Source organism: Oligoflexia bacterium (assembly GCA_035326705.1).
Lineage (GTDB): Bacteria > Bdellovibrionota_G > JALEGL01 > JALEGL01 > JALEGL01 > JALEGL01.
In genome coordinates this window covers 61,673-75,524 of record DAOLES010000008.1, presented here as the reverse complement: position 1 = coordinate 75,524, position 13,852 = coordinate 61,673, and the positions used below count along the sequence as shown (strand labels likewise).

Annotated in this window: 5 protein-coding genes; 3 read left to right on the top strand and 2 right to left on the bottom strand. The window is 41.8% G+C overall.

The window, feature by feature from the left end; translation table 11 throughout:
* Positions 1–36 precede the first annotated feature (36 nt).
* Positions 37–9,006 carry an OmpA family protein gene (locus PKC21_09755; protein HMR25623.1) on the top strand — a complete coding sequence of 2,990 codons (8,970 nt, stop codon included), beginning with the start codon at positions 37–39 and terminating at the stop codon, positions 9,004–9,006.
* Positions 9,007–9,134: 128 nt separating this feature from the next.
* Positions 9,135–9,800 (top strand): phosphatidylserine decarboxylase family protein, encoded by a 666-nt coding sequence (locus tag PKC21_09750; GenBank protein ID HMR25622.1) that lies wholly within the window; start codon positions 9,135–9,137, stop codon positions 9,798–9,800.
* Positions 9,801–9,925: 125 nt separating this feature from the next.
* On the opposite strand, the gene PKC21_09745 is transcribed toward PKC21_09750, so the two are convergent.
* Both PKC21_09745 and PKC21_09740 read right to left on the bottom strand, forming a co-directional pair.
* The gene (locus PKC21_09745; GenBank protein HMR25621.1) at positions 9,926–10,546 is read right to left on the bottom strand and encodes a hypothetical protein; all 621 of its coding nucleotides are present in this window, start codon (positions 10,544–10,546) and stop codon (positions 9,926–9,928) included.
* A 356-nt stretch (positions 10,547–10,902) separates the two neighbouring features.
* A complete protein-coding gene (locus PKC21_09740; protein ID HMR25620.1) occupies positions 10,903–11,340 on the bottom strand; it encodes a hypothetical protein in 438 nt (145 codons plus the stop codon).
* 186 nt (positions 11,341–11,526) lie between these two features.
* Between PKC21_09740 and PKC21_09735 the strand changes: the two genes are divergently transcribed.
* Positions 11,527–13,848, top strand: coding sequence for a hypothetical protein (locus PKC21_09735; protein HMR25619.1), 2,322 nt, complete (start codon positions 11,527–11,529; stop codon positions 13,846–13,848).
* The last annotated feature ends 4 nt before the right edge of the window (positions 13,849–13,852 follow it).

Here is a 13,852-nt window from a genome sequence, read left to right as displayed (position 1 = left end):
AATGAATCTACAGATGTAACCGTCAATGCTGATGAGTTGACCACGCCGGAAGTCGATAGTGATAACTATAGAGTGTATGGCGTAGATTATGAAAAAAGTTGGAGTCTAGCCTCTGATTTAGGAGGTTCTGGTTTAACGCCTTTGGACTCAATTGAAATTACCCATCATTTGGTGGTCAGTGATTTTTATGCCATAGAAAACATGCTGATCTCAGATTTGATTCCGGATGGTCTGAGCTATGTAGATATGAGTTTACAGGTGACCGTAAATGAAGGTGGCGTGACAACGGTGCTCAATGAAGCAGATTTAGAAGCCTTTGCTTATTATACTCAAACAGTTTTTCCAGATGGCACAACGGATCTTTTATTGGATTTGGGCAGTGCCATGGAAGATACAGTTAACTTTAGTTTTGCAGATGGTTTGTTAACTGGAGCAGCAAGTTTTGGCGGCGGAACACCCACAACATCAGTAACTTTGATTTATCAAGTGACGGTGGATGAAGATTTTGAAACCGTTCCCACTTCTGGTGATATATCTATTGATGCGGGGGATATTTTTCCTTTAGGAACAGCCAGCATGGATTTTGATGTTGTTGGCGGCGATGCGGGTCAAACAATTACAGGTACGACCTACAGTGATTTTACTGAACAATCTAATCCAAAAGTGGCTTCTTTACAAGCCACCACCATTGAAATTTCTCATATCAATGGTATGGCACCTCCCGGAGGTACCGTGCATGTTGCTCCTGGTGATGAAGTAACTTATAAAATTACAGTCAGTATTCCCGGTGGTGATGTTGAGAATTTAAGTATAACCAACTATTTACCTAATCCTTTGTTCGATGAAGCACTTTGTCCAACGTATGATGGAGCCGCCATTCCTGCCAATGATATGTGGAGTTTTGGCGTCAATGATCCTAGCCTACTCAGTGGAGATGTGACAGTCACCTGTAGTGCGGCTAACAATAGTATTAACTTTGCGTTTGTTGATTTTGAAATTGTCGGTGGGTCTTCAGGTAGCGTAGAAGTATTTTTTACCAAAACCGTGAGCAATGAGCCTTTTACGGATGGTTTAATTCAAAGCAACATGGTGATTACTGAATATGATAACAGTGAAACAACGGCTCAGTCTTCTGCTACCGGGGTCTATGCATTTATTGGTGATGCGCCCTTGTTAGAAATGACAAAAACTGTAGAGTCAACGGATGATGCTGGCGCAAGCATCAGTGCTGGCAATGTCAGCGACATTGATGCCAATGCAGTTGTTTCTTATTTGGTCACTTTAGAGAATACAGGTCAGGAAGAAGCGCTAGACGTAGCTTTTACTGATAACATTGTTGCTGGCTTTATTGCGCCAGCCACATCAGGAGCATGTTCTGGTGTAGCGTGTGGGTACAACATTACGCTAAATGCCGCCTGTTCCAACAGCAGTGTACCAGATACCGCAACCAATGTAGATGAGACCAAAGTAGAAATCACCAGTATGAGTATTGCAGCTGGCGAGACGTGTGAAATTCGTTTTGATTTGCGTTTACGGCCAGATAATATTTGGGGCAATAGCTATACCAATGAAGGACAAGCAGTTTACGCCTCAAGCTTAGGTGGAACGCAATTTTCTCCTATTGATGATGACAGTGAAGTCACTATCCAAACCCCAAGTGTAGGGGCGGTGACCATAAGTCCAAGCAGCAGTGGAACCGTGGGTGAACTGGTGACCTTTAATGTTGAAGTCACTTTTCCACAAGGACAAGCAACATCAACCAGAGCTTACTTAAGAGAAATTCCTGGAGATTTTTGGGGCACAACAAACCCAGCGGACTTTACCGTAACCGTTAGTGGTGGAGTGACAGGTACAGGACCTTATTGTGTTCTTGGCGGAACGGAAGTGTGCTTTGATAATAATCCAACCACATCTTTGAACGCCTCATCAGCAATTCAAGCTTATATCAACCTTGGCACAACATACAATACAGCAACCGATCTTGCCGGCAGAACCGTTGTTTTTTCATTTGAGGCGCAAAACAACAATGCAACGGCAGGCAATAAAAATGTAGGGGGGCGTTACAGATACAACAATGGAAGCAGCAATATCAATGTTGATTCAGGAACAAGTGTTTATACCTTAAACAAGCCCAATGTGAGTATGCTTAAATGTGCTGACAGTGCAACAGCAGCTTTAGCACCCATCAGTTTAAGTGATAGTTTATCTTACAATATTATTTTAAAAAATACTGGCAGTTTTGTCAGTACCGCCCACGATTTATCTGGAGTGAGTGATCTTTTAGTACAAGGCTTAAAATACAGTGCCAATACAGTCAATGCCTATTATTGCTCTTCGGGTGCAAGTGCAGTCAATGCTGGCAATTGCCCAACCTGGATTCCCGCCAACTGTACAGCGGTATTAACGGATCTTAGTGCAGACGTAAGGTTGGGTGAAACAGTGGAAGCTTCACCTTTTGGAGGAGATAGTCGACAAAGTCTCAGCTTCCCATTCATTGATCCAGTCGCTGGAGACAGCTTGGGTGTAGATGCCTATTTTGTTTATCAAATTCAACCGGAAGTCTCTTGTGAGTCAGTTAGTGACAGTGATGGTGTCAATTCACCTATTGGTTCACATCCAGATGATGATGGGGTGGTCAACGGCTGTCCTGATCCAGTGCTGCCATATGTAACAAGCGTTAGCAATGCAGCATCGGTGACCAGCTACAGCAGTTTGGATGGTGTTGTTGCTGGAGAAGGAAGTTATGGTCCGGTGAATATTACATCTTCATCCTTAAATGTTGATCATGACAATGATGGCATTGCTAACTCCGATGAAGGTTCAGGTGACAATGACGGTGACGGTGTGCCCAATTATTTGGATACAGACGCTGATGACAATGGCACCGATGATGCCACTGAAGGAACCGGCGATGCCGATGGTGACGGTACCCCAGATTATTTAGACACAGATGATGACAATGATGGCATCACCGATGCAGATGAGATCACCACATCCATGGGTACCATGATTGATTCAGATGGTGATGGTACGCCAGATTATTTGGATAACGATGCTGATGGTGATGGTATTTTAGATGGTGATGAAGGTGGACCAGGCACGGATAGTGATGGTGATGGCACGCCAGATTATTTGGATTTGGATTCTGATAATGACGGTATTCCAGATTTACTTGAACACATGTTCCATGTCTATGACACTGATGGTAATGGTATTTTAAGCCCAGCAGAAATTGTCGCCAGTGGCTTGGACAGCAACATGGATGGCGCAATTGGTGTAGCAGAATTACCTGGTGGTGTTTTTGATGATGTCGATGGTGATGGTACTCCCAACTACTTAGACCTAGATGCCGATGGTGATGGAATCAGCGATTTGGATGAATCGGGTTTAACGGTTTATGATGATAACGTGGATAACTTCATTACCAGTGCGGAAGCTACTGATATTGATGATGGCGCGGGCGATGACGTCAGCGGTGGCACCAATGATGACAACAGTGTCCTCAACTTTGATGAAATCTTAGACAGTGATGGTGATGGCCTGCTCAATTTCTTAGATAGAGATTCAGACAATGACGGTGTTTATGACTTTGTTGAAAATGAACGCTATGCTTGTGATAGCAATGAAGATGGTTTTATCACCTCAGCAGAAGTCACGGCCTGTGGTGTCTTTACCGATGTCGACGGCGATGGTTTGCTACAATTAGATGAAGCCGCAGTACCCAACAGTGATGGCGCAGTTCCAGCTGACCATACCAGTGACAGTGATCCTGACTATATAGATATAGACAGTGACGGAGATGGTGTTGCAGATTGGATAGAAGCTTACCCAACTAACATTGATACCGATGCCAATGGCAGTATCAGCGATGCTGAGTACAGTGTAGCCAATGGAGGTGGTGATCTGTTGTTTTCGGAATTGGCAAATTCAGAACCATTAACAAACCCTGACGCTATACCAGATATGTATGATTTAGACAGTGACAATGACACCATTTATGACATGCATGAAAGTGACGCTTCAGAAATGTACCCCACCTACGATACAAGTTCTGTGGTCATTTTGTACAGCAACCTCTATGACAGTGAAGCCATGCCAGACGGCATTCCAGATTTTAGAGATACGGACTCAGATGGAGATAGTTATTTGGATGAAGATGAAGCGGGAGATGCTGATCTTAATACCATTCCGGTGGCCATTGATGATCCAGCAGTACCTGATTTCCAAAATTTTAGTAGACCTGAGTTGAATATTAGTAAATGTACCGTTACAGGAACCCAAGATCCTATTACTTTGGCCGGTAATGTAAACTATGCCATTCAAATAGAAAACAATGGCGATCGTGTGGCCTATGATGTTGAAAACCTGGTCGATGTTTTGCCGCAAGGATTAAAATACACAGCAGCCTCAGCAACTGTATTTTACTGTTCAACAGGAGCGGATGTATACAGCTGTGCGGATGATGTTAGTTCAGATGGTAACTGTACAAATATCAGTATTGCTTCAGCTATGACAGAGATTGTGGAAGCCTCACCTTTTGGCGGTGATAGCCAGCAGAGCCTGACCTTCCAAGTGGAAAATGCAAGTGGCCAAGATCAAATTGCAGTCAATGGTTTTTATAAAATCATTATTCCAACACAAGCCAGTTGTGAAAGTGTAGCCGATAACTCTGGTTTAGACTTCCCCATAGGTACGCATCCAGATGCTGATGGTATTGTCGATGGTTGTACCGATCCAGTAATGTTGGGTGTGGCCAGCATCAGTAATCTTATTTCTGGTTTGGATTACTCAACCTATGATGGCATTGATCCCAATGAAGCAACATACACCAGCGCGGATTCAAATAACGTAGCTTTGGATACCGATCATGATGGGGATGGCCAATTAACCGGTGATGAAGGTATAGCGGATGCTGATGGTGATGGCGTGCCCAACTATTTGGATACAGACTCTGATGACAATGGGGTCAGTGATAGCTTGGATAGCACAGCCGATACCGATGGCGATGGAACCCCAGACTACATTGATGCCGATGATGATAACGATGGTTTAAGTGACAGTGAAGAAATCACAATCAGTGGTTCTGGCACCGATACTGATGGTGATGGATCGGGTGACAGCATGGATCCAGACTCTGACGGTGATGGTTTCATTGACGGTGAAGATGGTGGCTCAGGCACCGATACTGATGGTGATGGCCAAGAAGACAGTTTAGACAATGACTCGGATAACGACGGCATTTTGGACATGATTGAAATTGGCTTGGGTCAGCATGACACCAATATGGATGGTCAACTGAATGCAGCAGAAATTGCGGCTAGCGGGCTAGACAGCAACATGGACGGTGCCATCAGTGAATCTGAATTGCCCGGCGGTGCCTTGCCAGACAGCGATGGCGATGGCATACCTAATTATCAAGATACCGACTCAGACAATGACGGCATCAGTGATCTAGAAGATAATTTCTTTGGGCAGTTGACGCCAGCGCAATTGGCCACCGTCGATGCCAATGCCAATGGTCAAATTGAAGCAGGTGAACAGGCAGCCTTGTTTGCTCTGTTGGGTGATGGCGATGGTGTCTTAGAAGACAGCGACTTGTCAGATACAGACAATGACGGCACAGCTAACTACTTGGATACGGACTCCGATGGAGATGGTATTCCAGACTTGATTGAGAGTGGACGTTTTGTTTGCGATACCAATGAAGATGCTATCTTAACGGTAACGGAGGTGTTAGCGTGTGTTGCCGCCACAGACAGTAACATGGATGGTTTGCTGCAACACAGTGAACAAGCCTTGGGCGATCAAGATGTTGATACCTTCTTCAATCATCTGGATATTGATGCTGATGGCGATGGTTTAGGCGATATCATTGAAGGGCACGTGGCAGACATTGATGGCAATGCTGATGGCTACATCAGCCCCAGTGAATACCAAACCGCATACAATACCTTGGGTAACATGGATGGCGTGATGACCATCAGTGAACTGGCAGACAGTGAAACTTTGTCTGATGGCATTGCAGATTATTTTGATTTGGATTCTGATGATGACAGCATTTTGGATCTGCATGAAAGTGATGCCACAGAAATGTATCCCAACTATGATGCCAACAGTGTGGTGACCACTTATGCTAACCTGATGGACAGTGATGCAGTGAGTGATGGTATTCCAGACTTTAGAGATACCGATTCTGATAATGATGGTGTATTGGACAGTGCGGAAGCGGGAGATGCTCTGACCAATACAATACCCATAGACACCGATATGGACGGTATCCCAAACTTCCAAGATACAGACTCGGATGAGGATGGTTTATTGGATAGCGACGAAGCCACCTTGATGTCCAATCCATTATTGGCGGATACGGATATGGATGGTTGTACCGATAGCTGCGAGGTCTTTGGTACCAACCCACCGGCAGAAGTCAGTTGTCCGTTTATTGGTCATCCAAGCAGTCCAGGTACAGTGATCAGTCCAATTTCTGATCCAACCGATGCCGATACCGATGATGGCGGTACCAATGACTGTGATGAGGCCAATGAACCGACAGATCCAAGAAATCCTGCGGATGACCCATGGTTGGATGAAGATGCGGATAATGATGGCGTCACCAACGGTCAAGAAAACGTGGCCGGAACCAACCCCAACAATCCGGATTCAGACACCGATGGCTGTACCGATGGCTGTGAAATTTTTGGAACCACCGCCATGTGTCCGTATGATGATCCAGAAAATGCTGCTTGGTTCCCAGGCATGGGTACAGTGATGAGTCCAGTGACCAATCCTTTGCTGGTGGACAGTGATGCTGATGGCTGTAACGATTGTTTAGAAGCCACCACCCTATTCACCAACCCCAATGTTGCGGATACAGATGCAGACGGTGCCAATGATTGCCAAGAATATGGTGCGGGGACTGACCCCAATAACCCAGACTCTGATGGTGATGGTTTATTGGATGGTTTGGAACTTAATACTTTAAATACCAACCCTAACAGCAATGATACCGATATGGATGGCTGTTTAGATGGAGATGAGGTTAATACTTACGGTAGTAATCCATTGGCAGATCCAGATTCAGACAATGATGGTCTAACAGACTGTGAAGAAGATGGAACCTATGGCACCGACAGAAACAATCCAGATACTGACGGTGGCGGAATCAATGATGGTTTGGAGGTCAATACCTTTGGCACAGATCCATTGAATGCCAACGATGATTGTCCAACAGTAAGAGATACCGATGGCGACGGCTTGACCGATTGTGAAGAAATAGACCTTGGTTTAGATCCAAGCAATCCTAATGATGCCACACCCAGAGGTTCAGGAACCATTGGTTTCTTGGATTGGGGGATCTGTAATTCAGGATCAAACCCCGGTATTGTTTTGTTAATGATGATTGCCGTATTGATGGCCGTGTTTAGAAAAGGCGGTAAAATGCTACCCAAAAAATTCCTTTCATTGCTATTGATTGCGTTTTTCTTGGCTGGACAAAATGCGCATGCCATCAATATCCATTACTTAACACCAAAAATATTGAACCCTGATGGTCACCAAGCTTTAAGTTCAACCACTTTAGAGCCGGGTAAAATAGCCGTTGGTGCTTATTTTACCTGGACCAAAAGTCCGCTTGAGTTTGGTGCCAGTGGAGATGGTGATGCCATTGATGATATTGTTAAATGGGTGTTTACCCAAGATTTACTGTTTGGTGTTGGGGTCAGTGATCGTTTTAGTTTTCAGGTGCATGCCCCTTTTCATGTTTATAATGATGTAGAAAATTTTGCCCAATACACCAGTAGCAAAGAATTTAATGTGGGTGATATTACATTACAAGGTTTGTTACAGTTGCAGGGAAAAAATTGGAACGCAGTTGGCGGAACCTGGGGCTTTGGTTTTGTGCCCTTTGTTACGTTTCCAGTGGGTGAAGAAAATCGTTTTTTTGGCAACAAAGATATCACGGGCGGGGGGTATTTTGTTTTAGATCGTTGGAGTGGTATGAAACGCCAATACTTCACCATGAACTTGGGTGGACGTTATAGACCTAATGTAGAAAACATAGGGGCCTTAGAAATTGGCAGTGAAGTTTTGGGTAAGCTGGGTTATGTTTATAGGTTTTTAAACTCTGAGGGTTGGCAGGTGTTTGCTGAGCTGTCTGGTTCAATGTCTTTGCATGAGCCTAAAGAAGTCAATTCACCGGCGGAGTTGTATTTAGGCTTACAAAAAATTTCAAAAAATGAGCGTTGGAAGTGGACCATGGGAACCTCACGTGCTGGTAACAATGGGTATGGAGCGCCAGATGTGCGTTTGTATACGGGTATAAGCTATACCAATAAAAGTTTGCCCAAAAAACCTACACCACCAAGACCAAAGCCTGTCCCTACGGTTACACCAACACCAGAGCCAACGCCTATACCAAAGCAAACAGGTATGTTTAATTTAAAAATAGTAGATCAATACGGTGAAAAAATTAACACGCAAGTCAAAGTTATGTCTGACAGTAAGGTAGAACCTTTATTTGAAGGTGAAATCAGCGAGTTAAGCAAAACAGTTGATGAGGGAGTGGTCATGGTTGTGGTTGGCGATGATGAAAAGCCGCTGCAAAAAGTTTATCAAATTAAAGCCAATCAAGATAACAACTACACCATTGTTTATGACCAAAACAAAGGGGAAAAATTTGACCTTAAAGGTAAGATTTTCTTTAACTCAGGCAGTTATACCTTGAATGCTGAAGCCAAAACTATTTTGTTGGATGCTTATGAAAAAATTCAAAAAGCTAAGATTAATAAGCTGTATGTTGAAGCCCATACCGATAGTTTAGGCAATGCAGAAAAAAATCTTGAATTGTCAACTGAACGGGCCAATGCGGTAAGACAGTACTTGATTCAGTTGGGTATGGACCCATTGGCTGTTTCAGCTAAAGGTATGGGAGAAGCAGATCCAGTTGCCAGTAATACCACAGCGGATGGCAGAGCGCTCAACCGCAGAGTAGACTTTTTTGTAAAATGATTTGAATGCAATTAAAAAGTTCAAAGGAGACATGCACTAAAGTGTGTCTCCTTTTGTACAATTTATAGCGACGAAATAACTCTCTTGATTATGTGCCAAGAAAGCTTGTTTTTGTTATAAGACTAAGCATGAAACAGGTACAAAAGCTTGAACGTTTTTTAGGAATATGTGTTGAAGGATTTCCATTTATTGGCATTGCTGTCTTGCTAACCGCCATTGTTAGTAACATCAGCTGTGTATTAAGTTACATCATGGTTGCGCTCACTGTGTGGGTGATTTGGTTTTTTAGAGATCCAGTGCGTAAAAACCCTATTCAAGCAGAAAATCAAGACAGCACCCTACTTTGTCCGGCGGATGGCACAGTCATTAAAATAGAACCAGCGCAAGACCTGTTTGCTAGAGAAGAAATGCAAAAGGTTTCTATCTTTATGTCAGTGTTCAATGTGCACGTTAACCGCAGCCCTATTACGGGCAGTATCAGTAAAATGGAGTATCGTCCGGGTAAGTTTTTTGCGGCCAATTTGGATAAAAGTTCAACAGACAATGAGCGTTTGGCCATAGAAATGCAAACAGCAAAGTTTGGTCGTATTGTTTTTGCGCAAATAGCCGGGCTTGTGGCCAGAAGAATTGTGTGTGCGGTCAAAGAAGGTCAAAGCATGGCGCAAGGAGAACGCTTTGGCATGATTCGCTTTGGTTCTCGTATGGATGTATACATGAGTCACGATGCTAAAATAAAAGTTAAATTGGGTGATAAAGTTAAAGCCGGGCAAACAATTTTAGCGACAAAAGCATAGATGTATCAAAAGGTACGGCCTACCTTTTGATACTTTTTCAAAATTTGAAGATAAAAATTTAAAAAACAACAATACTTTGCTTCAAATGTAATAAGTGAAGATGGTTGTTTTTTAAGAAGGCTTAACTATCTACTTTTCACAGTTAAGTTTATGTGAGTGGCACCAATATGAATGCCGGCAGAATAACCAATAAATACCAAAGAAGCGTTTTTAGTATCTCTGTTAACCAATAAACCTTTCCCTCCATAATATAGGAGAGATACAGTTAAATCGCCACCACTATAGTTACCGTCTGGGGCACCAACACCAGTATATATCGCTAACCCAACATGAGCTTCAGCACCAAAGATGAACCCCATCTTGATATCTTCCTCGTATTCTCCGTTTTTATCTACTTCTTCAATAAAAGTACTAAAAACCATATTTGGATAGCCATTCATACTTGCACATTCTGTGTGTTCACCGCCAACAAGGGGTACAACAGTTGGGCTTATTCCAATACCACCACATAAATATAGACGGGTATGCCTGTTATTGAGTAAACCTGTTGCTAACGCATTTTCAAACTGTTCGGTTACTTTTTCTGCATCCTCCATTGATATTTGGTTATTTTCAATAAGAAAAATTAGGTTTTCAGTAAAACTCTCTTGAATTTTGTCTACAGTTGTATCTTCTTGTGCAGGTTTAGCATGAGCTATAAAAGATATAAAAACGAAAAGAAGAGTAAGTAAGTTTATTTTTTTCATATTTCCCCCATGAATTTTTCAAATAATTTTGCAACATATATCAGAGCCATGAAAGAAAAACAAGACAAAAACATATTCTTTAGACATAACGCATTAACATTGGCATATGCTGAAATTATCAATAGGTAGGCAGCAACTTTTTGATATAAAAAAGATTTATCCTATCAGTTCATCTGAATCAGTTTTAAACTAACTTTTTTACCCAAAGGTACCGGGTACCTTTGGGTACATATCGAATTAGCTTGCGCTGATCACTGTTTTCATATCAGATCGTAATTTTTTCCAAACTGATTTGCCATGTTCTAAGTATTTCGTGTCCTTATAAAAGGTATCTAAAATCTTTTTTATGTTGGGACTTAGCTTGTTTTTTTAACATATGCTTTGAGTTGTTTAAGGACACTTTTGATTAAGTTTTCATCTTGTTGATGCGGAGCATACAAGCATACTTGGGCGAGAGTGGTCATTGTATGTTCATCAAGGGGTAGAGCTTTAGTAAACTGATATCGTAAAATATCACAGGTTACACCAAAAAACTTTCTTTCATGATCAGACAAAGCCGGCAATTTTTGTTTTTTAACGTTCTCAAGAGATATATCAGTCATATGGTTATAAATTTTGGCAGACAAAACGATAAAAGAAACTTGCTGTTCAGGAGAAAGTGGATTTAGATCAGCATCAAGGCCAAGCGCTCTTGAACCTAAAAAAATTTTTTCTTTTGTGGCATCCCAATAACGCTCAAACATAGGTTTAAAATCAGGGTATTCTTTAATAATGGCATCAATCGATTTTTTCATCTCTTAATTCTATAAAAAATGGAAAAAAGTATACAATATTATTGTACATAATAAACCCATATATAAATAGAAGACAAATGCACTTAAAATGCCTGTGGTTTCTTAAAAAATCTTATGTTATGACATAGCATTTTGAAATTTTATATTAATCTATATTTATTGGGTCTAAGCCTGTGCTTAAGTTTTTTGAGTTGTTCAAAGAGAGAATTTTCTTTTTCTAAAGCTGAACAAAGAGCACAGTTGGATCGTTTGTATGGGCAAGACAACCTGCTTTTAATTGATGAAGTGAACTGTGCCAATCCAAAAAAACGACATGATTTTACTGAATCAGAAACTGGATTATCCAAGATTAAAACCCTTGTTTTAGAGGATGAGAAGAAAACTTTGCGCTACGTTCCTAATACAGTTGGACAGGATGCAGGTTTTGTTGCCTATAAACTTGGGAAAGGAAAAAATTTACAGGCGGGCAAAGCCTATGTGATCACAGTAGAATATCCAGATCAAGCACCTCGAACAAACTTTATTATCAATCGTGGGGGTGAAAGCGTGCGTGGATTTAGTACTGGTGTTGCTTTGGGAGACACCTTAGATGGATACACGGCCAACAACCTAGAGTCACTAAACTATCCTTTAACACAGCGATGGCAAGTGTGGCAGCAGCTGTTTTATTTGCATGAGCATTTTGCTGGACTGAAGATTGGTAAAAACTTTGATTCACGTCCTTTTACACCTAAAGATGGATTTTGGCTGATTGTTGCCCATGGTCACTATAGTGATGCGCCCTTGTCTGCCGGCATAGACCTTGCAAAAATTAGATTGTATGAAGTTTTAGATGAGCAACAGTTGAGTCAAGTCATTCATTATCCACATGCTAGTTTACCCCGTCGACATTTATTTTCTCGAGAAGAAATGAGCGATGTAGCAGTGCATGCTCGGGGAGATTATTTTAGCCAAAACCAGCCAGTAACCAATGATCCGCTGCAGTGGTTTGAAAACAAAGCCAAAGTCATGAAATTTTTGGGGATGAATACATTTGCCAAAGACTTACTTGAATGGGGTTTCAATCAAGGGTTTTTAAGTCAAGACTCAAATTGGTACGCTGAAGCAGGTTTTCGGCATGCAGATCATTCGGTGATGGATTTATGGAAAGAGCTGTTAAGCATGCTTAAAGCATATGACCATTATGTTTTACCGTATTACGAGTATCGAGGAAGTCAGGGCTTAAATCAGAATGGTTTAGGCTACCAACGACGATCAGAACCGTTAAAACGAGCACCTTATGATCCTGAACAAGCTTACAATGAGTGCCGAGGCTACACGCCTTTGCCATGGGTAGAAATGGCCAATGCAGATATTTTAGATCCAACAAGCTTGCTGGATGCTAAAAGATTGTTAGAAAAAACTATTGTTCAACATGTCCAAGATCCAGACTTACAAAGTTATTTAGAACAGCGTTTATTAGGCGCCTGGTTTCGTACTCGGGAGAGTCATTTGCCCATTAATTTTTCAGATCAAGCACGCCAAAAGTTTAGGTTGCACTTGGGTTTAATCAACAATATCAGCAGAAAAAATTTAGAGAATAATCCTAAAATGTTACGCTTCTACCGCAGCTGGTGGAAAGAAGAACGAGAAAAGTTTTTTGATGCACTTGCCAACTATATTCATACAGAGACTGGTATCAATGCAAAAATTCTATTAACGGCCTACGGTGAAGAACCTGGCCCCAAGACAGTTGATAGAAAAGGGGTTGCTACGGATAATATGCAACGCTTTGATAATCTTACAGGCATTGAGGTTTCACAGCTTTTACCACAAGCGGACCTTGCACAAGACTATCACCATTTGATCACGCGTCCAAAAGCACATGAAGAGCAATCAACTTGTGATGATCTAGCCATAGAGTCAAGTTTTGCATCTCCTAGACCAAGAGTGCATTCACAATCAGAAAAAACAATACAAAGTTATCCGTTTAATCGTTTATTTTCAGTAGCGTCAGAGGAGCAAGTTAACGCTTTTCGTTCACCTGCGGGGATGGCATCAATTTTTCATCATCCTTTAAATGAAGACCGTCTCAATGACTTAACCGGTTATTTTGTTTCAGATGTTGAGCGGGCTGGCCCACACTCTATTTTGGCTGAAGCACGGGCACTGGCTTTTCATGACCCTCAGTACTTGGGGTATTTATCAGCACATACATTTAATCGTGCTTATCCGCAGTATGCTAAAAAATTTAATGCGGCATTTTTATCCTTGCCGGCAATCCCTAGTTTTATTGATGATGCTGCTAGCTCGGAACAAGATGTTATTGTTAGAGTCTATCCAACAGAAAATCAAGGGACTTATATAGCAGTGATCAATACGCATCTAGATAAATTGAATGTTAACATCGCCCTACCCCAACATACATTGTTAGTAGATTTAATTAAGCAAGAAACAACAGCACATACAACAAATCTTAATTTAAACTTACATTCTGGAGAAGTGAGAACGTTTTATCTGAATCCTTAAGTAT

Coding starts and splice junctions, on each gene's coding strand:
- PKC21_09750 (HMR25622.1), top strand. CDS start 9,135: ATGAAACAGGTACAAAAGCTTGAACGTTTTTTAGGAATATGTGTTGAA.
- PKC21_09745 (HMR25621.1), bottom strand. CDS start 10,546: ATGAAAAAAATAAACTTACTTACTCTTCTTTTCGTTTTTATATCTTTT.
- PKC21_09740 (HMR25620.1), bottom strand. CDS start 11,340: ATGAAAAAATCGATTGATGCCATTATTAAAGAATACCCTGATTTTAAA.